At 46.0% G+C, this 24997-nt stretch carries 17 protein-coding genes, 2 tRNA genes and 3 rRNA genes; 8 read left to right on the top strand and 14 right to left on the bottom strand.

Going from position 1 to position 24997, the window contains the following annotated elements:
• Positions 1–119: 119 nt before the first annotated feature.
• On the bottom strand, positions 120–1544 hold the full coding sequence (locus BM122_RS01730; protein ID WP_256211830.1) for an OprO/OprP family phosphate-selective porin: 1425 nt from the start codon (positions 1542–1544) through the stop codon (positions 120–122).
• Between the two features lie 65 nt (positions 1545–1609).
• On the opposite strand from BM122_RS01730, the gene BM122_RS01725 reads away from it, so the two are divergent.
• From BM122_RS01725 to BM122_RS01715, 3 genes are all read left to right on the top strand, one after another.
• Complete coding sequence (locus BM122_RS01725; protein WP_074903077.1) at positions 1610–4387, top strand: intermembrane phospholipid transport YdbH family protein; 2778 nt, start codon at positions 1610–1612, stop codon at positions 4385–4387.
• Between the two features lie 102 nt (positions 4388–4489).
• Positions 4490–4705, top strand: a complete 216-nt coding sequence (locus BM122_RS01720; protein WP_074903075.1) for a YnbE family lipoprotein — start codon at positions 4490–4492, stop codon at positions 4703–4705.
• A gap of 29 nt (positions 4706–4734) precedes the next feature.
• Complete coding sequence (locus tag BM122_RS01715) at positions 4735–5088, top strand: YdbL family probable chaperone protein (RefSeq protein WP_074903073.1); 354 nt, start codon at positions 4735–4737, stop codon at positions 5086–5088.
• 265 nt (positions 5089–5353) lie between these two features.
• Here BM122_RS01715 and BM122_RS23055 read toward each other — a convergent pair whose 3' ends face one another.
• From BM122_RS23055 to BM122_RS01690, 6 genes are all read right to left on the bottom strand, one after another.
• Complete coding sequence (locus BM122_RS23055) at positions 5354–5515, bottom strand: lysophospholipid acyltransferase family protein (protein ID WP_177198016.1); 162 nt, start codon at positions 5513–5515, stop codon at positions 5354–5356.
• Between the two features lie 27 nt (positions 5516–5542).
• On the bottom strand, positions 5543–5938 hold the full coding sequence (locus BM122_RS01710; RefSeq protein WP_143083269.1) for a lysophospholipid acyltransferase family protein: 396 nt from the start codon (positions 5936–5938) through the stop codon (positions 5543–5545).
• Between the two features lie 86 nt (positions 5939–6024).
• Positions 6025–6210 carry an acyl carrier protein gene (locus tag BM122_RS01705; protein ID WP_074903068.1) on the bottom strand — a complete coding sequence of 62 codons (186 nt, stop codon included), beginning with the start codon at positions 6208–6210 and terminating at the stop codon, positions 6025–6027.
• Positions 6195–6626, bottom strand: coding sequence for a hypothetical protein (locus BM122_RS01700; protein ID WP_442753403.1), 432 nt, complete (start codon positions 6624–6626; stop codon positions 6195–6197). Before BM122_RS01700 ends, BM122_RS01705 begins: the two co-directional genes overlap by 16 nt.
• Positions 6626–7063 (bottom strand): AMP-binding protein, encoded by a 438-nt coding sequence (locus BM122_RS22125; RefSeq protein ID WP_177198015.1) that lies wholly within the window; start codon positions 7061–7063, stop codon positions 6626–6628. Before BM122_RS22125 ends, BM122_RS01700 begins: the two co-directional genes overlap by 1 nt.
• A 166-nt stretch (positions 7064–7229) precedes the next feature.
• Positions 7230–7916: an AMP-binding protein gene (locus BM122_RS01690; RefSeq protein WP_074903062.1), complete on the bottom strand. Its 687-nt coding sequence runs from the start codon at positions 7914–7916 to the stop codon at positions 7230–7232.
• Between the two features lie 489 nt (positions 7917–8405).
• Between BM122_RS01690 and BM122_RS01685 the strand changes: the two genes are divergently transcribed.
• Positions 8406–9488, top strand: a complete 1083-nt coding sequence (locus BM122_RS01685) for a hypothetical protein (RefSeq protein ID WP_074903060.1) — start codon at positions 8406–8408, stop codon at positions 9486–9488.
• Between the two features lie 88 nt (positions 9489–9576).
• Here the strand turns inward: BM122_RS01685 and BM122_RS01680 are convergent, their stop codons facing one another.
• Complete coding sequence (locus BM122_RS01680; protein ID WP_074903058.1) at positions 9577–10098, bottom strand: carboxymuconolactone decarboxylase family protein; 522 nt, start codon at positions 10096–10098, stop codon at positions 9577–9579.
• A gap of 311 nt (positions 10099–10409) precedes the next feature.
• Here BM122_RS01680 and BM122_RS01675 point away from each other — a divergent pair, with 311 nt between their 5' ends.
• From BM122_RS01675 to BM122_RS01660, 4 genes are all read left to right on the top strand, one after another.
• Positions 10410–11894, top strand: coding sequence for a high affinity choline transporter 1 (locus BM122_RS01675; RefSeq protein ID WP_074903056.1), 1485 nt, complete (start codon positions 10410–10412; stop codon positions 11892–11894).
• A gap of 192 nt (positions 11895–12086) precedes the next feature.
• A complete protein-coding gene (locus BM122_RS01670; protein WP_083398275.1) occupies positions 12087–12539 on the top strand; it encodes a Kazal-type serine protease inhibitor family protein in 453 nt (150 codons plus the stop codon).
• A 180-nt stretch (positions 12540–12719) separates the two neighbouring features.
• Positions 12720–15653: a galactose oxidase-like domain-containing protein gene (locus BM122_RS01665; RefSeq protein WP_074903055.1), complete on the top strand. Its 2934-nt coding sequence runs from the start codon at positions 12720–12722 to the stop codon at positions 15651–15653.
• Positions 15654–15920: 267 nt separating this feature from the next.
• Positions 15921–16694 carry a Kazal-type serine protease inhibitor domain protein gene (locus BM122_RS01660; protein ID WP_083398274.1) on the top strand — a complete coding sequence of 258 codons (774 nt, stop codon included), beginning with the start codon at positions 15921–15923 and terminating at the stop codon, positions 16692–16694.
• Between the two features lie 556 nt (positions 16695–17250).
• Here the strand turns inward: BM122_RS01660 and rrf are convergent.
• From rrf to BM122_RS01630, 6 genes are all read right to left on the bottom strand, one after another.
• Positions 17251–17363 (bottom strand): 5S ribosomal RNA (rrf, locus tag BM122_RS01655).
• Positions 17364–17454: 91 nt separating this feature from the next.
• A 23S ribosomal RNA gene (locus BM122_RS01650) occupies positions 17455–20344 on the bottom strand.
• A 274-nt stretch (positions 20345–20618) separates the two neighbouring features.
• Positions 20619–20694, bottom strand: a tRNA-Ala gene (locus tag BM122_RS01645).
• Between the two features lie 4 nt (positions 20695–20698).
• Positions 20699–20775, bottom strand: a tRNA-Ile gene (locus BM122_RS01640).
• 103 nt (positions 20776–20878) lie between these two features.
• Positions 20879–22416: ribosomal RNA gene (locus BM122_RS01635) — 16S ribosomal RNA — on the bottom strand.
• The 16S, 23S and 5S rRNA genes sit together here with 2 tRNA genes alongside, the layout of an rRNA operon.
• Before the next feature lie 510 nt (positions 22417–22926).
• Positions 22927–24951: an alpha-amylase/4-alpha-glucanotransferase domain-containing protein gene (locus BM122_RS01630; protein WP_074903052.1), complete on the bottom strand. Its 2025-nt coding sequence runs from the start codon at positions 24949–24951 to the stop codon at positions 22927–22929.
• Positions 24952–24997 lie beyond the last annotated feature (46 nt).

Here is a 24997-nt window from a genome sequence, read left to right as displayed (position 1 = left end):
TTGCTAAATTTCAGATTATTCCATTTCCAAATCAAACATGACGCGAAAGCGAGCCGTAGACAGTATGAATAATACGGCAAGGTGAAGCCGACAAAGTCAATTTTGATTTAGAAATAGAATTAGAAACTTAACTGAGTGCGGAAAGAAAGTACTGAAGGATTATCTTTGCGCGTTAGTGTTTCAGAACCTGTATGACCGATATTAGCTTCAGTCAGGTAATAATTCAGCATAAAACGGATATTTTGGTAAGGATACCAATTAATACCCAGCGTGATGACTTGAACCTGGCATTTCGAAGTCCCTGTCTTGCAGGGATCCGCGCCAAGGCTTTGATTGACGTTCTCAGCGAGATCATAGCGGGCGGCAAGCTCCAGTGCGCCCAATTTCCTGATCGGTTTTGGCTTGCCAAAAGTACCACGATCCTTCTTATAAACTGCATTCTCTCCAGTTACAAACCAGCTTGCCTGGATATAGAAGGCATGGATAGTGGAATCTTTTGTGTTTCCATTTACTTGGTGGGTATTATCAAGATGCGATATCGCATATTCACCTTGTAGCGTTAACGCCTTGAAAGCATACGCTGCTTCAGCAGAGAAAGTCGATTGGCTATTACTCTTCGGTGCGCCTGGACTTGTCCCTGCCATCCCTAAAGATTGGCTTATCCCCTCACGCCCCCCGTAGATATCGACTATCTTGGCAGGTAACGAATCTTTACTAGCCGTATCTCTGCTGAGAGAGAAGCCAAGATGAAGAATGTTGCCTTCTTTATCCAGCGGCAACCACACCATGCGGCCACCATAAGTTATCCCTTCAATAGGTAAACCAAAATGGGAAAGACTCATGACATCGATACCGAAGCCCATATTGTCCCTGATCATTGCTTTATAACCGATGCCAGTTAAAAACTGTCGTCCGCTATATATGCCGGTAGAGGAAGTGGATGGACGTTCCATCAGAGTAATTTCGTTGGAGCTGGTTAATTCTTCCATACCACGATACGGTTTGAATTGCCCCAGTGTAATCTGGCCTGGGCCTAGTTTGGTTGAAAGCCAGGCTTCACGCAGGCTATGCGGGAAAGCACTATTAGCATTGACAGCAAAGTCATTTTCAAATTTGAAATTCAAGCTGTAGATTTTGCCTGTGAGCGTAGCGTAGGTACGGCGCCAGTTAAACCCATCGCGATCATTACTGCTGAGAAGTTGACTACCGAATGGAGGATAATTGGGATCAGCTTGGTCTGGATAAAATGAATGAACATCCAGATGCGCGCGACCGTTGAGTCCTATCTCAAAATTACCCTCATCGCTCTTGATTCTTGGGCCTCCTTTAAAGCTCACGTTCACTGCATAACAAGGAGTCATACTTAAAATGATCAATACAAGGAGGACAAAAAACGGGATAACACGCTTCATGCTTGATTCATACTGGATGAGTTTTTCAGGAGTAATCGCGACCATAACGCCATGGTTGGCTTTTATTGTAACAAAAGGATGATTTTCTATTACTCGTTCTACTCTTCTCTGTATTTTTGCAGAAACTATCACTGAGAGGCTCCGGCCAGTTGCTACAATAGTTCTATTAACGATTGCAAATAATCTCCATTTGTAAGATGAACAAGCATCTAGCTACTTGGTTACTTTTCATTGCCGGCTTCAGTATAACTGTGTTTAGCTTCTACATAGTTTCTCTTCCTCTGCTAGCGTCATTCATCAGCGATCAGCTACGCAAACAGGGGATCCTGCTTCATTCGCTTGCGGTTACGCATGTTTCGTTCAATAGCCTGCTTTTGCGTAATTTGTCTATAGGGAAGGATAATGAGCTGCAAATCAGCAAAATTCATATCACCTGGCGTTTGCGCGACCTGCTGGCGGGTAGAGTAGGCTCAGTTGAAATAAGTGGGCTGCAAGCGGCGCTTGATTTGAGCAGTGATCAACCTCTTTTGGGTTCACTTCAATCGGTCATTCCATCGACTGGAGAAGATACCGGTGCGATTTGGCTACCTGCTATTTCATTATGGGATTCAATTATTCATTTGCGTTCGGTACAGGGTAACTTTGCCATCACGCTGGAAGGTAACTTTATTCAAGCTGATTCAGGCATTCCGACTGTTCATCTCGACGCTGAAATTAAAGATTCACTCGTTCAAGTAAAAAGCTCGCTTGCTATCGCCATGGGTACTCAGGGACATCTCCAAGGCGAGATCACTGTCTCAGAAGGGAAACTGAATTTTCCCCAGATAGAAATTTTTAACCTCTCTGGCCAGGCTGCTTTCGTATTATCAGCAATGCAGCCACAACACATCAAAGCTGAATTCGTGCTATCCGATATTCATCTGCCTAATAGCGAACAGGAGGAAAAAGTTTTTGAGCAAGCCAGATTCAACTTGCAAATGAATGAAAATAACGCACACCTAACGGGAAAACTCATGGCTTCCGATGACTCTCTCGTGGCACATCTTGATGCCACGGTACGTCATTATGATAATACACCTGACATTGAACTGGTTCTAAACGCAAGCGATGCAGCCAACCATTATCCATGGCAATTGCTTGGTCTTGCAAAGCCAGATAGTGGAATGGTCACATTACAAATGAAAGTTACAGGACAGACTCCTCCTTTTCAAGAGCTCTACCATAATGCGCTGCATGATTTGGATGGTCTCGGCTGGCTGCAGCATCTTACGCTGGCCGGTCAAGCCCGGCTGGAACTGCAAAGCCTCAGCCATGCGCAAAAGTTATCAAATCTGAATGGTCTGCTCAGGCTAGATGCTGCGTTAACCAAGGGTTCAGGAAAACTTGAGCTGCATGCCGAAACAGACCGGCTCGTTATCGGGCCGATAGTTGCCCGCGCTACCTCTGCTGTCTTGCCGCTGCAGATTCGTTTTGAGCATGACACTTGGCGAATGGGACTGCAAAAACCGGGGCAGGTCACCATTAAAAAAATTGACCCGATTGATGCTATCACTCTCAAGAGCTCTTTAGGCCTGTCTATCCAGAAGATGGATATCGAGCGGGTAAAAAGTTCGCGGGGAACGGCACTTAATCATCACCTTGTACTACTACCTAGTCCCATTACATTACTGGTTAAACAGAAACAAGCGGCAGCGGTAGAGGCACAAATTTATCCAGGAAAAATATCCTTAAGCGGAAAACTTGGCTCAGGTGAAAAATATCAAGGTCTAGGTATGATGCGTCATGCAAGTCTGACTCTACTACAATCACAAATCCGACTGAATGATATAGCAGCCACCCTAAACTTTGGTACTACCGAGAATGACAAGATTGCTGACTTCACGATTGGTCAGCTATCTCATCAAGTATCTACACCTTACTTCGCCCCATTCTCCCTTTCTGGCAAGATTAAAAGCAAGTCTGTTCATGGACAACCTCAGGCATATACGATCGATGCTGTCGGTGGGCTACCCGGCACACGCTATTTGAGAATCATAGGGGAGCAGGCGCTTGATGGCAAGGAAGGCATGCTGAAGATAATGATTGCCCCTTTAACTTTTGCAGCTGATGGCCTGCAACCTAAAACACTTTTTCCCGCTCTTGCCCAGTTGGAGGATGTAAGTGGCATGGTCAGCGCTAGGGTTAAGTTTAAATGGTCCAAGAATGGCATACGCAGCAGCAGCATACTTGATTTAAATAATGTATCGTTTATCCATCAGGCCGTCAAAATCAGCGGGCTGAATGCAACACTGGATTTAATTGACTTATTGTCGCCGCGCAGCCCACCCCAGCAAAACTTGACTATTCGACATATTGATTCGGGTATTGCCATGGAAAATCTGATGGTTTCCTATCAAATTAAAGATTCACCCCCTCGAATTATTCTCGAAAAAGCAAACCTTTTCTTGCTCGGCGGCATCGTGTCTTTAGGGCCCACACTCATCGATCCAACTTCTGTTCGCAATGACATCTTAATACTCGTAAATAATATCGAACTCAAGGCTCTTTTTGATCTGATTAAAGTAGAAGGATTGGCGGGGAACGGCCGTCTCGACGGCAGCATTCCCATCATGCTCGAAGACGATCATATCATCATTCGAAACAGCCACCTTGAGGCAGAAATGCCAGGCATATTGCAATTCCAATCTGAAAAAGCCGCGCAGATGCTGGCAAACACAGGCAAAGAAATGGAACTATTACTTCAAGTGCTGCAGGATTTTCACTATACCGAACTATCATTAAAGCTGAACAAATCCGCTACTCATGACCTGATAGCTACACTCTCTCTGCTGGGGAATAATCCAAATGTTAAAAAGGGCCGGATGTTTCGTTTGAATATTAATCTTGAAAGTAATATTGGTGAGATTCTAGAAGCCATTAATCAGGGCTACAGGTTATCTAACGAAGTACTGCACGATCTATTCAGGCTACATTAATTATTTCTCAAATAAATTGTATTAGTATATGGGTTGTTATGATTATTATACGATCGTGGCAACATCCGGCTCTAGGGATCAATCAGTAAAGGAATTGCAATCATGTACGAAACTTATCAAATAAGAAATATCCCATTTAGCCTGGGATCATTGATGCTTTGCTGTCTGTTAATCACCGCCTGCGCCCCCACAGTCAAAGTCGAAGCACCACAAGAACCTATCACTATTAACGTTAATGTCAAGCTGGATGCCGATATACGCGTACAGCTTGAAGAAGAGGCGAAAAAAGACATTGAGGCCAATCCAAATGTCTTCTAGTATCAAATGAAATCAATAAGGAAAATATCATGCTCCATATTCCATACTTTCTAAAAACAAAACCTTTACTGGAAATCTTTAGTGCTATCTTTTTGACATTATCACTTTACGGTGCACCTGTCCGGGCCGATAACCTGGAACAGCTGCGTGCCTCAGGAGCAATAGGTGAAAGTTATAGTGGATATGTCATTGCCAGAAACCCCAACGCTCAGGCTCAGGCTAATGCCATTAATACTCAACGTAAAGCAATTTATCAGGAAAAGGCTACTGCCCAACGGGTAGGTGTTGACCAGGTTGGTAAAGTTTATGCTATCGAAATATTTAAGAAACTCCCTACCGGCACTTGGTTCCAAAAAGAGAATGGTCGATGGGTACGGAAATGATAACGATAATAACAAATAAGTATTGATCAATCTTGAGCATCTCATTCCATTTCCAAATCAAAAATGCGGCGAAGGCGAGCCGCAGACAGCATCAATAATACGGCAAGATGAAGCCGACAAAGTCAGTTTTGGTTTAGAAATGGAATCAGACAAATGCATGTGCAAAGATACCATTCATTCACTTCTGTATTTTTTGTCGCTCAGCTTCTGCCAGCAATTTAGCCACTGCATCTTCGAGTTCGTGCACGATGCGTGCTTCTGCGCTTCATTCTTTTCCACCTGATGCCAGTTCTTGCAGTTGGAGGGGTGGCCCAAAAATTACGGCAATAGGCCAGAAATGTGGCCACAGTGTCCCTACTGAAAGTGATTCATAAACCCCCCTAATAGCAGCAGGTACTACCGTGACTGGATAACGCGAGAGAATCATCCCAGTTCCTGGCCGGAAGGGTTGTAACTACCCGGTAACCGATCGACGGCCTTCGGGAAACCAGACCCGGTTACCTTCCCTGCGCAGAACGGCTGAACCGAAAGCTAGATTGGAAATAGCCTTACTCTCCTGGTCAATTGGCACCACCTGCGCGATTCTGCTCAGCGCACGAAACATTATATTGCGGAATGCTGCACCGGTAAATCCAGTCCAGTAAGTACGTTGCAAGCACCGATAATCGAGCACGGCAGCAAGCACAAAAGGATCAAGGAAATTGACATGGTTGCTGACCAGTACGAACTGGTTGTCGGCAGGCACATGTTCCAATCCTGCGCACGTACACAAAAAAACTCGCATCAGCTGACGTTTAAGCGCATGGAGCCTCCGTACTACCGCTGATAAAAACGGCTCGTGTAGTCTCAACCAATGTTTTGCTGTAACGATAGAAATTCTTCTGGTTGCTCAATCGGCGTCGCAGCCGATCTGGCTGCAGAAGCCTCGATCACCTCTCACAGCAGATCGCGTACCGTATCGATACGGCTGATAGCTTCTTCACTCAAGTCTACACCGGTGCGCTTACCGATTTCGAGCGTCACATTCAACCATTTGATCGAATCCATACCGAGATCGAGTTGTGGGCTGGTATTGAGTGTCAGTCGCTTGGGTGCGTAGCGTGTCGTTAGCCATTCCCACACGCTGCGAGCAACAGGATCATCGAACAGCGCCCGATCCGTTCGATGAGTTCTTCCAATGCCATAGGTCCACTCGCTGTCTCACTGGTTGCTACGGACCTTTTCACGTCTAAATACTGCTCCTTCAAACGATGCCATTGTAGCTTGCCCAGGCGTGTGCGTGGCAAGGAATCGCGCATGATGCCATAGTCCGAGATACGCTGATAAGAGGGAAGGGTATGCGCGGCTGACATGAGCGCTTCGCGTACGGCGCTTTCGATATCGCTGTTCCGACGCCGAACTTCACGCATCTCTGGAACAATAACGGCAACGAGTCGCCCCTTCTCTGCCAGGATCCCCAACTCGCGAATGACTGGATATTGTTGATAAACCTCCTCGACATCTTCCGGTTGAACGTTTTCATCGCCTTCCGTCACCATCAATGTCGAAGCCCGACCAAATAGGAAAAGATAGCCCTCTGTATCGAAACGGCCGAGATCGCCAGTACGGAACCAGCCATCAGCAGTAAACGCCTTGGCTGTTTCTTCAGGCAGATGATGATAACCAGTGAAGACATTGGGGCGCGTACCTGCACTTCACCATATGCTTGATCTCTTCCACTCCATTCAGCGAAAAGCATCAGACGGACTTGCACACTGGGAAACGGTTTGCCGGCACTAGCGATGCGAAGACTATCGGGATGGTCGTAGCTAATGTTAGGGGCTCTCCCAGTCATACCATAACCAACTATCAGTTGGCAGCCTAATCCCTCAAGCTTCCAAGCAAGCTCGGGATTAAGTGCGGCACCGCCGCAAACGGTTAGCCGCAACGAGGGTGCAAAGCGCTGATGCAGCGACCGGAACAGCCATTGCCCCACGCGCCAGCCAAATACACCACGCAAGTACAGGGATAACGAAGCATGTAGTAAAAAAAGGAATAAGCAGCTTTACCCTGGGCGCACATACGCGCAGCGATCACACTGTAGAGGCGTCATAGAGACGAGGAACACTGACGATAATGGTAGCCTCACCTTGCTGCATGGCTCACACGATTTGTGGTCCTGTCAGAGCATGGGGTAATACAATCGTTAGCCCTAATGCAAGTGGCAACAGCATGCCGCAGACGAAAGGAAACACATGGTGTAAGAGCAACAACAGCAGCAGTCTGTCGTCCGTCAGCGTGACGCGGGTTTGGAATAGACTATGGAACGAAAAAATGATGTTAGCATGGGTAAGCGGCACGCCTTTGGGCTGCCCAGTGGTACCCGAGGTATAAAACAGGGCCGCTGCATTAGCGGGATAGACTTCAGGCAGAACCACTTCCTCACCTACTACCAGTTGACGCCAGTGGTGTGGATTAGCTTCATCTCCATCGTATACAATAAGCTGCAGACTCTGGGTGCTGGCCAGGGCTTCGAACCGCGCCAGATGGTCTTCAGTCACAAAGGCTATGCGCACCTGGCTGTCAATGAGATAAATTCGAGCGTTTGTGTGCCAAGCTGTGCATCGATCGGTACGACTGCCGCACCCGCTTTTAGGATCGCAAAGCGCAGCCACAATGGTTTCGGAGCGATTGAATGCAAGCAAGGCAACCCCATCACCTTTTCTCACACCGAGTTTTACTAATCTGCGCGCAAGCGCTAAGACATTAACGGAAAGTTCTCGATAGCTCCAGATTTGAACTCCGTGCTTCTGGAGTGAATAGATAGCTGTGGCTTCCGCTCTACACACACATCGATCAGTGTACAGAGCGTCGCAATTTTGGCTACATCTGATTGCTGAATGTGTTTCGACATTGAGGCCTCCACCAGGAACAACAGAGTTTTAATTGAACTTGCTTTGCACGACTTTTAATACGCTTTTCTTTGCTGATAAAACATCTCTCAGGAATTATCAAGGCAGCATTTTGTCATTGAAATATCACTAGCGCCTTTCGCATGCCACTACACAAGCTGGTTTTTGCTTAATATCAGATAGCACTTTTAAGCTCCATAATCAAAGCTGGCGACAATGAGTAAAAATTTGTAGTACTACAGCCTAGCACCCCAGATTTTAAATTTTATATTCTGGAACTTTCTTTATCTAAAGAAACATTAAAAAAATGAGTCTTATACTACCAATCTTGGTTGAGTTATTTGCGGTAAGACCCTGCTTGATTAAACCTTTGTGATCAATGTTTCCACTTGCATTTATGGGTCGCAAAAAGCGTTTTTTATAGTTATGGCGAATCTTGTTCAGAATTATTCGCTTGCCTTGATACTTAGCGGTAGCCTGTACCTGGCAAACAGCATAGCGGCGCTGGCACAAGATAAAGTGAGCAATTACAAAGATAAGAGCGAATCGCGTTCAGTTAGTGGCAACAACGAACACAAGCGCGAGGAGAAAAATAAAGACGAACACTTGCTTGACATTATGCAGCGTACCATGACCTCCACTGTGGATACTACGGCACGTTGGGTCGATCGCTTTTTCGGCGACCCACGCTGGTTTGATGACCAACCCACCGCTAAGCCAAGATTAGCAATAACAGAAGGCCGTCTTGTACTCGGCCCAAGATGGGATCAGGATGACGGCTGGGGCACGATAGCAAGTATGCGGACGCGACTTTATCTGCCCCACATGGCGAACCGTTTCTCGGCAGTGATAGGTAGACTGAGCTTCGACGAATTTATAAGCGGAGACGAAATTATCCGGCCGGTACTGCTGCGCAGTCCCAATGCCGACAATGAATGGCTGATCGGGTTTGGTTATGATCCGATCATTCAGAATCGGCGTAGGCTTTCCCTAGGAGCTGGCATTGGGGAAGGGCTAAGCTTTGATCCTTATGGGCGCGTACGTTATCTGGAGAATAGGCAAATAAGCAGCCGCAGTCAGCTACGCTGGCAATCAGTGGGCTTCTGGCGCAACAGTGATGGCTTTGGTGGATCGCAACGCCTTGACTACGAGATCGGCATGGGGGAGCGCTGGCTGGGGCGCTGGTCCGGCCGCGGTACCTTTTCCCAACGTTCTGAAGGCGTGCGTTGGCGGACATCGGCCTCCCTGTTTTATTTGTATTCTGAGAATCGAGCCTATGCCGGCGAGACTTGGATCCAGGGTGAAACCGCTCATCCGGTGCCTCTGAGAGACTATGGCTTTCGCGGCATCTATCGCCAGCGCTATCTGCGCGAATGGTTTTTTATTGAGTCATGGGTGGGCATGCACTGGCCGCAGGATGAATTTGACCAGAAGCGCGAATCTTCCTGGATAGTCGGTCTTCAGTTCGAGATTATCTTCGGCGAGAAAATCATACTGCGCGGACGCTGACTCTTAAGTATCATAGTTACCTCAACAATCTGCTAGATGTTAATGACTTTCAGTTTTCCGCTCAAGTAGTGAATTACCGTTGTAAGATTCAATCATCTGGCTGCAAATCAAGGGCAACAATTATTTTGTTATAGCCAGTATACATTTCCATCACTGTAAGTATTTCTAAAATATCACGTTCTGAGAAATCCAATTTTTTTAATGCATTAAAATCAGAGTCATTGAGATGGTGAGGATCTTTTGTTGCTGTGCTCACGAATTTAAGTACAAGATCAAGACGCTGATCACTTGATTCGCCATTGGCTATAGACTCGACAGTGGCTGATTTAAATCCAAGCTTTACAAGATTTTCTTTATGTATTTTTAAGCAAAAATCGCAACCATTTACTTTTGATACTCGTGTTGCTATCGCTTCTTTTACCTCTATGGGTAGGCTACCTTTTCCCAGGATATTCTTTGTGCGATTCCAATTCGCCTGCAAAATATGGGGATGTAGCGCAAATGCCCGATAAGCTGCAGGAATTTCTCCTACTTTTTCTCTCAGTTCACTGAAGATATCACTGACTTCCAGGTCATTCGTGTTTTCAATTTCCAGATTGATTCTCGCCATTTTTTTCTCTATAACTTGTTTTTAATAAGATGACAGGAGCTACGAGAGAAATAAACGCTAATTGATTCATTTGGGGAATAATCGACGTGTAAGCTCCTATCATCAAAGCCAGCTTTTTTATTTAAACAAATAAAGTGCTTAAGTGGATAGTATGTGCTATGCACAGCTGTAGCTATCCATTGCGCAAAGGAATTGCACTTGCTTTTCTTGCAGTCCTTTGTAACAGAGATCAGCGTTTATTTTCCTTATTTCCATCAGTATAATCCCGCTCTGATCAAATATTAAATTTATTATTTTTTGCTGAGGCGGTCATGCTGCTATGGTTCGTTATTTTCTACTTGATGATTTCTGTGGGCATTGGCCTCTATGCTGCCACACGAGTACACAATGCAAAAGACTTTGCTGTTGCAGGACGCTCACTACCCGTGCATGTAGTCACCGCAACGGTATTCGCTACTTGGTTTGGGGCTGAGGCTGTATTTGGCGTGCCGGCCACTTTCGTGGAAGATGGCTTGACCGGCGTAGCCGCCGACCCCTTTGGTTCCTCGATGTGCCTAGTCATCGCTGGCATTCTTTTTTCACGCTACCTCTACCGGCTCAATATCATCACGCTGGGAGACTTCTACCGCATGCGTTATAGCCGACCAGTCGAAGTGCTCACCTCACTCTGTATTGTTGCGGCCTATTTAGGCTGGGTGGCAGCTCAGATCAAGGCACTCGGTTTGATTTTTTACGTCGTTACCGACGGTACGGTAAGTCAGGAAACAGGCATGATTCTTGGCACCGCTATTGTACTCACCTATACGACTTTCGGTGGTATGTTTTCTGTAGCGATCCTGGATTTTGTGCAGATGTTCGTGTCGATGAGTGGCCTGTTTTTTATTGCCTGGATTGTCAGCGACAAAGTCAGCGGTGGTGTGATGGCGGTTATTGATCATGCCAGCTTGGCAGGTAAACTTGATTTTTTCCCTGAAATGGATCCATTAAAATGGATTGCCTTTCTCGGCGCCTGGGTCACCATGATGCTCGGTTCCATCCCGCAGCAAGACGTATTTCAACGCATTACCTCAGCAAAAAGCGCTACTGTCGCGCTTTGGGGCTCGGTCATTGGTGCTACTATTTATTTCTGTTTTGCCTTTGTACCAATGTTCATTGCTTATTCTGCTACTTTGATCGACCCAATGCTATTCTCGAAATTGTTAGCAGAGGATCCTCAATTGTTACTGCCGACACTCGTATTGCAGCACACGCCATTGGTTGCCCAAGTGCTGTTCTTCGGTGCAGTCATCTCCGCAATCATGAGTTGTTCCTCAGCCACTCTGCTTGCTCCATCTGTCACTTTTGCTGAAAATGTAATCCGGGGCTTTTGGCCGAAAATAGGTGATCACCAGTTTCTTTGGATCATGCGAGCAACGTTGGTTAGTTTCGGGGGTATTGTACTCGCGTTCGCATTAAATTCTGATTCCTCTATTTTCGAAATGGTAGAAAGTGCCTACAAGGTCACGCTTGCTGGCGCATTTGTACCATTACTCAGCGGAATATTTTGGAAGCGCGCCACTACTCAGGGTGCATTAGCGGCAATTTTCGGGGGCTTGTTGTCATGGCTCATGATTGAAATCCTGATCGGGGAAGAAAGTCTGATACCTCCACAACTGGTTGGTCTTAGTATTTCGGCAGTAGGGATGATTGCCGGTTCACTGCTGCCACAATGGGTCGGTCATAAAACACCTGGCCGATCTTTGCACGAATTACAGCATTACGCGGCTATGGAAACCCATCATATAACGCCGCGCTAGCTGCTTCCGTGCATACCAGACAAAAATTAATGCGGGAAATACCGCAAAATCCGCTAACCCATCATTTTGCAAAACTTCCTTTTCTTGTTTTTTAGCATTTTCTTTAGATCAAATTAAGGTTTCTGCTTATTTTAATTTTTATCAAGGAAGCATACTTTTTGATCTAATTTCTTAAGAAGGAGGTTAAGCATTATGAATGCACTCATCGCTTTGTTAGCTGCTTTTACGATTTCCTCTATGCTGGTAGGTTGCAAGGATTCCAAGCCGCCACAACCTCCTGAAATAATCTGTGGCACTATCCAAGGATTAACATGCCCTGATCAGCAGTACTGTGATCTTGGCACCGGCCAATGCAAAGTTGCAGATGCGCAAGGAGTCTGCAAGACTAAACCAGAGAATTGCACAAGGGAATTCGTGCCTGTTTGTGGTTGTGACGGCAAAACCTATGGTAATGCATGTGAGGCGGCAGTAGCGGGTGTTTCCATTGATCATGCGGGTGAATGCAAGCCAGCGGAGCCCCAGGCATGTGGTGGCATTGCAGGCATCAAATGTCCAGGAAACCAGATCTGTATGGATGATCCAAGTGATGACTGCGACCCTGCTCAAGGTGGAGCGGATTGTCCAGGAATATGCAAGGCTAAATAGATAGCTTTTGGACTCTGGAAAAATGTACGCCGAGGAATGACTGTTTAGTTTGATCTGACAGCATAATCAAATATACATTGCAATAGCATGAGGGTGATTTAAAGACATTGTGATTATGGCGACTGACTGAGCGTACTTTTTTATGTTTATGCATTTCCCCTCTAAAAAGGCAATAAGGTCATGAATATAAAACATATCTACCTCAAAATCGAGGCAATACCGAGCTACAGTCCCGTTGCTCCTGACGACGCCGAGCATCATAAGCACCGATTTGATTGCATGAGAAACATAGAGCACCTCGACGCTACCATTCCACAATCTGAAGTAGACCGTCGTTCACTGGATGCCCTGGTCTACCGCGAATACCTCGATGACGCCTATACCATAATAAAAAATACGCCGCTTATTACTGCGGATACCAATGAACCCCGTGTCGAGCGAAGAATTCCCGGAACAGTCATCTATACGCAGCCGGGTGAGAGACTTTATGTCCATGTGCTGAACGGTGATAGCGAACCGCATAGCCTTCATGTGCACGGCCTGCATTATGGCATAGACTCGGATGGTTCTTGGCCTTTCGGCGTACAGGACGAGGCTGGATTTAATCGCAGCGATGCGATTTGTCCTGGCGGCCAATGGTGCTACATCTTTGATGTGAAAGAAGACACCATTGGTGCATGGCCTTTCCATGATCATCATATGCACATCGAGGAAGCCGTAAAGCGTGGACTCTTCGGTGGTATTGTGGTTCGGGATCCCCATTGTGAGAAAGCAGACCTTGAAGTACCTATCTTTTTCCACCGTCTCACGGCAAAGGTTGGAAACGCACTTTTCGATAGTGGTTCGCTTAATGCGGGTGATCTATTCACTTTTACTTTCGGTCAGGAAGGTACTTTCGAATACTATTGCCGTTTCCACCCGATGCAAGGGCGTGTGCGCGTCACAATGACAGGTCCTCTGACAGCAACCATCAATATCCTGGATACACCGGCACGCTTCGAACTTGATGATATAACAGTAGGCGTAGGTGCAGTAGTCACTTGGTATCATGCGGGTAATCAACCTCATACTGTCACCGAGCGCAGCGGTGCCGGGCTGGAGTCATTTGCCATCAATGGGCGCACCTTTGTGGGAAATACACCTACTATTGTGGCTGAATACGGCACGCGCGTGCGTTGGTATGTATTTAATCTAGATTTGAGCATGGTGTGGCACAATTTCCATTTGCATGGACAGCGGTGGCGATGGGGCAATGAATGGGTCGATACACGCTCGCTCGGACCAGCCGAATCGTTTGTAGCCGATACCATCGTGCCTCCGGTAATCCTCCAGCCTGTGCCCCTTGAATGCGAGTGCAAACCTCACGAGGACCAAGAAGGTCACCATACTTCTCCAACAGCAAGTGAACATGAGAAACCAGCACACTTTTTACAAGATATGGATCAGCCTGAATACGCATCGAAAGATACTTACGCTGAGCAATATGGGAAAAAGCGTAAAAAATATCAGTTACAGGGTGATTTCCTGATTCACTGCCACGTGGAGATGCACATGATGGAAGGCATGGCGGCAGTGCTTCGCGCTACCCAGGAAGTCGAGCTGAGCGATGAAGAACTTGACAGGATCTGTTACCAGTTGCCGACAGTGCATGTACACCAATGCCCAGAAGTGGATCCTCATCCATGCGGCGCACATGGCCAAGACAGTTGGGAGCTACTGGATTCATCACCAATCTTCGTGGTTCACGGAGCCCTATTGAGCACAGGTCATGTGTTGCTCTTTTCTGGTGCAGCAGAAAGGAATTATCCTCTCGAGGCGCGTATTTGGGATCCGACAACCAAACAGATCATGCCAGATGTCATTACGTTACCGGAAGATTTTTTCTGTTGCGGCCATTCTTTTCTGGCAGATGGCCGCTTGCTGATCGTCGGTGGCGACACCAATGGTGCAGGACACACCAATAATCGCTGCTTTATCTTTACGCTTAATGTGACGAATCCCACTAACGGCACGTTTAGCCCAGCCGCCAGCATGGCGCATGCACGCTGGTATCCGACGGTGTTGGGCCTGAGCGACGGACGTATCCTCGCATTTTCTGGCGGTCATCCCGTTGCGGCAGAAGTTGAGGTATTTGATGGCGGTGCGTGGACACCAATCGTCGGTGCAAATCGCTCGTTTGATGAACTGTATCCTGGCATGCATCTCCTGCCTTCAGGAGAAATTTTCTATACGCGTGCTGGCTGGGCCGGCGCAACAGGAACCCAAACCGCTTATTTGGCTATGAGCGGACCAAACAGTGGCAGCTGGACCGATTTTGGACAGCAGCAGATTTACGACCGCCAAGAGGGCATGAGCCTTCTCATGATCGATACGACCGTAAGCCCTGAACGTACCCTTCTGTATGTATTTGGCGGTGGGGTCGCAGGCCCTGCCACTGCTCGCAACAATGCAACTGCTGAAGTAATCGAATTCAACGGGAACATTACTGGTTCGGCATGGGCGCGTATCGCCGACATGAATTTTGGCCGCACCAATGTGAATGCTGTGATATTACCCAACGGTAAGGTGCTTATCATAGGCGGCCACAGCAACGGCCAGAAGTGGTCACCCACGCCGGTGCTGGAAACGGAAACCTATGATCCGGCCACAGATAACTGGACAGTGGGCGCACCATTAAATTTCCCACGCCAGTATCACTCGGTATGTATTCTGCTGCCGGACGGAAAAGTGCTCGCAGCAGGCGGAGTTGCACCAGGCACAATGGAACAGGATCAGTATTCTATGGAGCTTTATTCACCGAATTATCTTAGTTTGGGTACACGGCCAATTATTACAAATTCGCCGCCTTTGATCAGCTATGCAAGCATTTTTGTGATCGAGACGCCGCAGGCTACTGCTATCAATGCAGTGGTGCTGATCGCACCAATTGCGGTAACGCATCATACCGATGCCGGCCAGCGTTACATTAAATTGCCTGTCCATTCACAGACTGCCACCAATGTAGAAACTGAAGCGCCAGCCCATGGCAATATCGCGCCGCCAGGATACTACATGTTGTTTATCGTCAATGATCAGGGAGTGCCATCAGAGGCGAGGTTTGTGTTGATTGCTTAGTTTTAAGCTGGCATAAAAAGACAAGGTAGCGCTAATAAAAAGACATCATATTAACTATAGAGCCAAGAGGTATTCTATGAAAACAGGCCATACAAATTCAGCTGGAAAAACCAAGTGCTACCAATGTTTTTAGTAGTAAGTAATGTTAGGCCACTTTTTCTTCCATGTTGAACTAGATCTGGTGGCCTGCCATCAGCCCAGGTGGAACCATTGCGGGCTAAAAAGATGTTCTCCATTCAGAGCATTAAACCAAATGAGGTGACTATCATGAAACAACACAATATGATCAAACTTTTCTCTTTTCTGCTCGGATCAGTGTGCTGGTCTGGTTTCATCGGCACTCAACCAATCGCTCAGGCAGAAACAACGCAATACTTAGAGACAGTCAAAACTGAGTATCAATATGCAGCTAAAGTTACCTGTTCGCTATTGTTACCCCACCAGGATGGGAGTTTGGCGAAGGGCACTTACCGTACAGCCGTCAATATCCACAACCCTACTAATAAAAAAATCACTCTTGTAGCCAAGGTGGCACTTGCAACACAGTTTGGTTCTGAGCCAGGCTCCTTCGATGTCACACCTTTTAAAGGAATAGTTCTCCAGCCAGACGGAGCAGTTGGCATAAATTGCTTTGATATTGCAGGCTACTTTTGTCCAATAGATGGTATTTGTGTGGATTTTGCCTTTCTGGAGGGATTCCTGGTTATTAAAAGCCCTGTTCCATTGGATGTTGTGAGCGTATATACCGCTCGGCATAACGCAGGAGAGGTTGAATCCATTGAGGTTGAAACAATTCAACCACGGAAGGTTGAAGAAAGTATTAAGCTTGGGCCAACAAAGCCCACCAAACCAGGGGAGGGAAAACGTATGGATTATCCGCCCAAAGACAGTTCTGCTTACCATGATCAGAAACCCAAACAAATGTGTGGCGGCATTGCCACATTACCTTGCCCTGAAGGAATGAAGTGTGTAGATGATCCTTCGGATAATTGCGATCCTGCTAACGGTGGGGCCGATTGTGCAGGCATCTGTGTGAAATAACTGTATGCAGGCGTAGAATGGAATCTGTAAAAAATGCATCAGCTACGCTGTTCTTGAAATGATTCATACTAACCTGCTGTGAGTGTGAGGGATGTTAATCGCAAGCATACTGACAAAAAATTGCGATTGTTGATTAGTTGACAAGTTTCCTGTGCTTCTTTTCATACATCCTTGCACGCTCGCTCTATCCTCTTAAGGAACAATATCAGGAAACAAGTTGTTGCGATTCTCATGGTCATGGCACGCATTCCTACGCACCAAGGATTAAACTGGAGATAATATAGGATTTTAAGCGAGGCTAGTATCTGCGCGTCACTTAGTAAAATAATTGGATAACTGACCCCAATAGAATAAAAAAACAGATAAACGTAGAATCATTTCCCTACCAAGATGAAATAATTCACAGGATTTTCTTTAATTGATATCTGTTTTATAGATCTAGGTGAAGATGGATTGAGATGAAACAATTGAATGAACAATGTTTTCGATAAATTAATTAAGCTATAAATTATATTTATATAATGTTTAATAGCTTTATTAATCAAGAAAATAATAAGCTTGGCGGTGACCTACTTTCACATGTGAAAACACACTATCATCGGCGCAACTTCGTTTCACGGTTCTGTTCGGAATGGGAAGAGGTGGTTCCAAAGCGCTATAGCCGCCAAGCGTAACCTTTGTTGTTTTAAAGTAGATTAAAACAAATAAACTTTTAAATTAATTTTTCTGTCAAGAGATGTTAATTTATTCTCAAAATTATAGGATCAAGCCGCACGGCCAATTAGTATCGGTTAGCTTAACATATTACTATGCTTCCACATCCGACCTATCAACGTTGTAGTCTTCAACGAGCCTTTAGGGGGATTTACTCCCCGGGAAATCTAATCTTGTGGCAAGTTTCCCGCTTAGATGCTTTCAGCGGTTATCTTTTCCATACTTAGCTACCCGGCAATACGACTGGCGTCATAACCGGTACACCAGAGGTATGTCCACTCCGGTCCTCTCGTACTAGGAGCAGCCCCACTCAAATTTCCAGCGCCCACGGCAGATAGGGACCAAACTGTCTCACGACGTTTTAAACCCAGCTCACGTACCACTTTAAATGGCGAACAGCCATACCCTTGGGACCGGCTACAGCCCCAGGATGTGATGAGCCGACATCGAGGTGCCAAACTCCCCCGTCGATATGAACTCTTGGGAGGAATCAGCCTGTTATCCCCGGCGTACCTTTTATCCGTTGAGCGATGGCCCTTCCATACAGAACCACCGGATCACTATGACCTGCTTTCGCATCTGCTCGACTTGTCAGTCTCGCAGTTAAGCACGCTTATGCCATTGCACTATCAGCACGATTTCCGACCGTACCTAGCGTACCTTCGTACTCCTCCGTTACACTTTGGGAGGAGACCGCCCCAGTCAAACTGCCTACCATACACGGTCCCCAATCCAGCTTATGGATCTAGGTTAGAATCTCAACAACACCAGGGTGGTATTTCAAGGACGGCTCCATATACTCTGGCGAGTATACTTCACAGCCTCCCACCTATCCTACACAAGCATTGTCAAAATCCAATGTAAAGCTACAGTAAAGGTGCACGGGGTCTTTCCGTCTAGCCGCGGGTAGATTGCATCTTCACAAACATTTCAATTTCGCTGAGTCCCAGGAGGAGACAGTATGGCCATCGTTACGCCATTCGTGCAGGTCGGAACTTACCCGACAAGGAATTTCGCTACCTTAGGACCGTTATAGTTACGGCCGCCGTTTACCGGGGCTTCAATCAAGAGCTTGCACCCCATCATTTAACCTTCCGGCACCGGGCAGGCGTCACACCCTATACGTCCACTTTCGTGTTTGCAGAGTGCTGTGTTTTTATTAAACAGTCGCAGCCATCTTTTTATTGCAACCTTTCTCAGCTCCTCGCGCAAGGCGATTCACTTACTAAAGGCACACCTTCTCCCGAAGTTACGGTGTCAATTTGCCGAGTTCCTTCTCCTGGGTTCTCTCAAGCGCCTTAGAATTCTCATCCTTCCCACCTGTGTCGGTTTACGGTACGGTCCTTACATAACTGAAGCTTAGCGGCTTTTCCTGGAAGCATGGTATTACTCACTTGGCACTCCGAAGAGTGTTTCGTTATCACGTCTCAACTTAGCCGCCCGGATTTGCCTAAGCAGCATGTCTACACGCTTCAACCAGGACATCCAACACCTGGCTGAGCTAACCTTCTCCGTCCCCGCATCGCATTATGTAAAGGTACTGGAATATTAACCAGTTTCCCATCAGTTACGCATTTCTGCCTCACCTTAGGGGCCGACTCACCCTGCGTCGATTAACGTTGCACAGGAAACCTTGGGTTTTCGGCGAGGAAGCTTTTCACTTCCTTTATCGCTACTCATGTCAGCATTCGCACTTCCGATACCTCCAGCAATTTTTACAAATCACCTTCACAGGCCTACGGAACGCTCTCCTACCATTCGCACTTACGTGCGAATCCCTAGCTTCGGTGTATAGTTTAAGCCCCGTTACATCTTCCGCGCAGGACGACTCGATCAGTGAGCTATTACGCTTTCTTTAAAGGATGGCTGCTTCTAAGCCAACCTCCTGACTGTCTATGCCTTCCCACCTCGTTTACCACTTAACTATATCTTTGGGACCTTAGCTGAGGGTCTGGGTTGTTTCCCTCTTGACACCGAACGTTAGCACCCGATGTCTGTCTCCCATGCTAAAACTCTTTGGTATTCGGAGTTTGCAATGGTTTGGTAAGTCTCAATGACCCCCTAGCCATAACAGTGCTCTACCCCCAAAGGTTATACATGAGGCACTACCTAAATAGTTTTCGGAGAGAACCAGCTATTTCCAGATTTGTTTAGCCTTTCACCCCTACCCACAGCTCATCCCCTAATTTTTCAACATTAGTGGGTTCGGACCTCCACGAAGTGTTACCTCCCTTTCATCCTGGCCATGAGTAGATCATCTGGTTTCGGGTCTACACCCAGCAACTTAGTCGCCCTATTAAGACTCGCTTTCGCTACGCCTCCCCTAATCGGTTAAGCTTGCTACTGAATGTAAGTCGCTGACCCATTATACAAAAGGTACGCAGTCACCCTATACAGGGCTCCCACTGTTTGTATGCATGCGGTTTCAGGATCTATTTCACTCCCCTCCCGGGGTTCTTTTCACCTTTCCCTCACGGTACTAGTTCACTATCGGTCGATTACGAGTATTTAGCCTTGGAGGATGGTCCCCCCATCTTCAGACAGAATTTCACGTGTTCCGCCCTACTTTTTTCAATCCTAGTTCCACATCAGAATTTTCGCCTACGAGACTATCACTCTCTATGGTTCAACTTTCCAGAAGATTTGACTAATTCCGATGCTAAAGATTGATGGCTGATCCCATTTCGCTCGCCACTACTTTGGGAATCTCGGTTGATTTCTTTTCCTCTAACTACTTAGATGTTTCAGTTCGTTAGGTTCGCTTCACTCATCCTATATATTCAGATGAGGATGATCCTTGCGGATCGGGTTTCCCCATTCGGACATCTCCGGATCAAAGCTTGTTTATCAGCTCCCCGAAGCTTATCGCAGATTTCCACGTCCTTCATCGCCTGTAATCGCCAAGGCATCCACCACATGCACTTATTTGCTTGACCCTATAATTTTGAGAACTTCTTTTCTTGATACACAACTCCAGATTTTTAAAATACTATCTATCTTTCCAGATAATATTTTATGCTCCAACAAATATTAATCAATTGATTTAATTAATATTCATATATCAGCTTTTATGTTTCTGAATTTGTTTAATTTACAATCTACTTTTTCTATTTTTTTAAAGAACAAAGCCAAACTAGCAATAAAATATAATCTTATTTTTCATGATTACCGAGAGATATTTTTCTCGAACCATCAAGATTGGACATAATATGGTGGAGGTGAACGGGATCGAACCGATGACCCCCTGCTTGCAAAGCAGGTGCTCTCCCAGCTGAGCTACACCCCCTATCTGGTGGGTCTGGGTGGACTTGAACCACCGACCCCACGCTTATCAAGCGTGTGCTCTAACCAACTGAGCTACAGACCCATAAAGGATCCTATATTAGCACAACCTTTTGCCTCATATCTCATTTGCTATTTAACTTTTAAAACAACCAATAGACTGTAGGCGCTTAGCAATATTTCATTAGAAAGGAGGTGATCCAGCCGCAGGTTCCCCTACGGCTACCTTGTTACGACTTCACCCCAGTCATAACTCTCACCGTGGCAAACGCCCTCCTTGCGGTTAGACTATCTGCTTCTGGTGAAAACTACTCCCATGGTGTGACGGGCGGTGTGTACAAGACCCGGGAACGTATTCACCGCGACATGCTGATCCGCGATTACTAGCGATTCCGACTTCACGGAGTCGAGTTGCAGACTCCGATCCGGACTACGACGCGCTTTCTGAGATTAGCTCCCCCTCGCGGGTTGGCAACCCTCTGTACGCGCCATTGTATTACGTGTGAAGCCCTACCCATAAGGGCCATGAGGACTTGACGTCATCCCCACCTTCCTCCGGTTTGTCACCGGCAGTCTCACTAAAGTGCCCAACTAAATGATGGCAATTAGTGACAAGGGTTGCGCTCGTTGCGGGACTTAACCCAACATCTCACGACACGAGCTGACGACAGCCATGCAGCACCTGTGCCTCGATTCCCTTTCGGGCACTTCCACATCTCTGTGGAATTTCGAGCATGTCAAGGGTAGGTAAGGTTTTTCGCGTTGCATCGAATTAATCCACATAATCCACCGCTTGTGCGGGTCCCCGTCAATTCCTTTGAGTTTTAATCTTGCGACCGTACTTCCCAGGCGGTCAACTTCACGCGTTAGCTACGTTACCAAATCTTTTAACAGATCCGACAACTAGTTGACATCGTTTAGGGCGTGGACTACCAGGGTATCTAATCCTGTTTGCTCCCCACGCTTTCGTGCATGAGCGTCAGTGTTAATCCAGGGAGCTGCCTTCGCCATCGGTGTTCTTCCACATCTCTACGCATTTCACTGCTACACATGGAATTCCACTCCCCTCTATCACACTCTAGTCATATAGTTTCAAACGCAATTCCCAGGTTAAGCCCGGGGATTTCACATCTGACTTATACATCCGCCTGCGCACCCTTTACGCCCAATAATTCCGATTAACGCTTGCACCCTACGTATTACCGCGGCTGCTGGCACGTAGTTAGCCGGTGCTTCTTATGTCGGTACCGTCATTCATTATGGATATTAGCCATAACTATTTCTTCCCGACCGAAAGAGCTTTACAACCCGAAGGCCTTCTTCACTCACGCGGCATGGCTGGATCAGGCTTGCGCCCATTGTCCAAAATTCCCCACTGCTGCCTCCCGTAGGAGTCTGGGCCGTGTCTCAGTCCCAGTGTGGCTGGTCGTCCTCTCAGACCAACTACTGATCGTTGCCTTGGTAAGCCTTTACCTTACCAACTAGCTAATCAGGCATCGGCCGCTCTAAAAGCACAAGGTCTTTCGATCCCCTGCTTTCCTCCTTAGAGATTATGCGGTATTAGCACATCTTTCGATGCGTTATCCCCCACTTTAAGACACGTTCCGATGTATTACTCACCCGTTCGCCACTCGCCACCAGGGTTGCCCCCGTGCTGCCGTTCGACTTGCATGTGTAAAGCATGCCGCCAGCGTTCAATCTGAGCCAGGATCAAACTCTTCAGTTTAATTTAATTCTATTTGCTCAGCATTTAGCATATATTAAATCTATACACTATTTACCTTGTATACTCTTAGTTATTAATTTGATATCAATCAAATTAATTATATTTACTAAGCGCCTACATCTATTGGCTGTTAATTTTTAAAGAGCTGGTTGCTTTTTTTTCGTCTCAAGCAACAGAGATGTGCATTATACAGACCATATTTTCTCCGTCAAGCTTTTCAACATTTTTTTTAAAAAAAATTTTCTCAACCAACGAACATAATAAGCTCACATCGATTATTTGCTTATTATTTCAGCATCTTACAGGAAGAATATAAAATATTAATATCTTGTTACTCTCTATTGATCCAAGCGATATGTTTCAACTTTGCATGTTACTGCGCTTTTCCAGGATCAATTGGTTGCGCTATAAAGCAATGCTCACCACCTGACAATGAGTGACAGCAGATTACGATTTATTATTTGAGAGTTGCTACAAACACAAACAGGGCAAACCCTGAATCGCTCTCTGTTACTCCGAATACTCTTTTGCCTTAACTTCCAGAGTAATCCTTAATTCGCGCTCAGTAACTGGCCAGATCAATTTTAATTTGACAGCCTGCATAATCTTTTCATAGCCTCCTTCCGATTGAGATACAGAAAAGTGAGGTTGTGCATATAATCTGATTGGAGCAGAAGTATTAATTAACAGCACACCCTGCAGAACAACATCTTCCATGGCGATGTTAGTGGTATCCGCTAAATCCATATATTGTCCAAAACCGCCCAACACCGTCGATTCATCTTTAACATAACGGCCGCCTGGACCATCACAACTGGGCATAGCTAAATTAATTTCAGTTTCCAGATGGCCCTCTAAATTCCCCGACAGGTTATATGAAACTAAAATGCGGTTGCCAGAAAGTTTTAATACTTTAACGACTTCCCATTGATCAGTTTTGGACAAGAAACGCACACAATACTCATCTTGTGATTCGAGATGATAAATCAGCGATACTCTATTTAGGCTGTCAAAAAACAGGCTTTGCGGATGAACGTCAACCTCTAAGTCAGAAAGGGTAATTTGATCCTTAAAACTGATCCGATCATGCGCAGACGCAATGCCTGCCCCGCTATGTTGTGGTATTTCAAGTGCATTTGATTGTATTTTGCAGTAGTAATGCTCTATTTGGCGGCGCAACGTGTCACCAAAATTATGCTTAAGCTGATAGGCATCAAATTCACATAGGCTCGCACTGCCATCAAGTTTAACTACAGCCTGGAGTATTCCGTTATGCAAATAAGCCTCCTCCACACCGTCCAGATCGGTATCCTCGATAATAAAAGCAGGACGTGGTGCACAGTCATCTAGCAAACCTTCTAATTCGACAATATTATTGTATATAGCTCGTCGTAGATGTGGGAGATACAGGCCACCAAACAAGCCATGCCAATACGCATCATTGGCTTGTGTTGCATACAGTTTTTGTCGCATCACATCAGAGCATTGCATTACCGGCAGCGCAGCAAAACGGGCAGAAAGGGATAGCATACGCTTGTGCATCCAATTCGATTCAGGATAGCGAGAAAAAAAATTTTTCCAAATACCTCCTCGTAAAAAGGATTTATTATGTTCATACCAGCCACTTGCTTTTGCTTGGTGCATTAGATCAGCATAAGCATTAGCTGGTCCAGCAGGTAACGTCCATTCATTCATCTCAATGTAGGAGGTAGTCGGCAGATAAATTATTCCATGAGATTTTTCCAAAGCATGATAATCATGGTAATGTCGAGGAGAAATTTTGGGAGAAGCAAGTACGCCTTGAATAAATTGCTCAAGCCAGCCCTTCTCATATACCCACTGATAGGTCTCAGGCCAAATGCCAAATTTCTCGATGTCATCAAAATAAATAGCGGCAACACCCTTGTTTATCGTTGAGTTTTCAACTAGAGACTCGATATAGGCCACTGCTTCATGTGCTGGAGAAAAAGGCAATTTATAACGAAGCATTTCAGAAATAGGAAAAAGATCCAAGGCACGATCATCTTCCTCGGTGGTAAAAAAACCATTGAGTTCTGCTTTGGTTTTACCCGCACACATAAAATGATAATCATCTACGATGACGTAGCGAATACCGCAGTCTACCAACGCGGGCACCACGGTTGATTCCCATACTCGCTCAGTGAGCCAAGCGCCTTGAGGTCGCTGCCCGAATCTTTCCTCTAATTTCCTGGAAAAAGTTTCAATTTGTCCGATACGGTCCCGATTGGGAATAACAGCTAGTACTGGCTCTGTTTCTCCCGCACCGAAAAGCTCTACTTGTCCTCGCATGACCATCTCACGCAATAAAGCCATATCTGTGGGATAATGCTCAAATAAGAAATCAAGTAGCCATCCAGAAAAATGAAGAGCAAACTTAAAATCTGGATAACGATATAAAACCTGTAAAAAAGGTCTATAACAACGCAAATGCGCATCGACTAAAACTTCTGCAAAGTTTCCAACCGGCTGATGCGCATGAACACCAAATAGTAAAGAGATAGATTGAGATGTCACTAAGTTTCACTCATTTTATGTTATGGACAATTTGAAGCTCCTAAAC

The sequence above is a fragment of the Nitrosomonas communis genome, from assembly GCF_900114745.1.
GTDB classification, from domain to species: domain Bacteria; phylum Pseudomonadota; class Gammaproteobacteria; order Burkholderiales; family Nitrosomonadaceae; genus Nitrosomonas; species Nitrosomonas communis_A.
The sequence above is the reverse complement of the archived record's forward strand: the minus strand, read 5'-3'. Positions and strand labels throughout refer to the sequence as shown.

Coding starts and splice junctions, on each gene's coding strand:
- BM122_RS01660 (WP_083398274.1), top strand. CDS start 15,921: ATGAAACAACACAATATGATCAAACTTTTCTCTTTTCTGCTCGGATCA.
- BM122_RS01675 (WP_074903056.1), top strand. CDS start 10,410: ATGCTGCTATGGTTCGTTATTTTCTACTTGATGATTTCTGTGGGCATT.
- BM122_RS01680 (WP_074903058.1), bottom strand. CDS start 10,098: ATGGCGAGAATCAATCTGGAAATTGAAAACACGAATGACCTGGAAGTC.
- BM122_RS01665 (WP_074903055.1), top strand. CDS start 12,720: ATGAATATAAAACATATCTACCTCAAAATCGAGGCAATACCGAGCTAC.
- BM122_RS23055 (WP_177198016.1), bottom strand. CDS start 5,515: ATGATTCTCTCGCGTTATCCAGTCACGGTAGTACCTGCTGCTATTAGG.
- BM122_RS01700 (WP_442753403.1), bottom strand. CDS start 6,626: ATGGTGACGGAAGGCGATGAAAACGTTCAACCGGAAGATGTCGAGGAG.
- BM122_RS01685 (WP_074903060.1), top strand. CDS start 8,406: ATGGCGAATCTTGTTCAGAATTATTCGCTTGCCTTGATACTTAGCGGT.
- BM122_RS01725 (WP_074903077.1), top strand. CDS start 1,610: ATGAACAAGCATCTAGCTACTTGGTTACTTTTCATTGCCGGCTTCAGT.
- BM122_RS01720 (WP_074903075.1), top strand. CDS start 4,490: ATGTACGAAACTTATCAAATAAGAAATATCCCATTTAGCCTGGGATCA.
- BM122_RS01670 (WP_083398275.1), top strand. CDS start 12,087: ATGAATGCACTCATCGCTTTGTTAGCTGCTTTTACGATTTCCTCTATG.
- BM122_RS01715 (WP_074903073.1), top strand. CDS start 4,735: ATGCTCCATATTCCATACTTTCTAAAAACAAAACCTTTACTGGAAATC.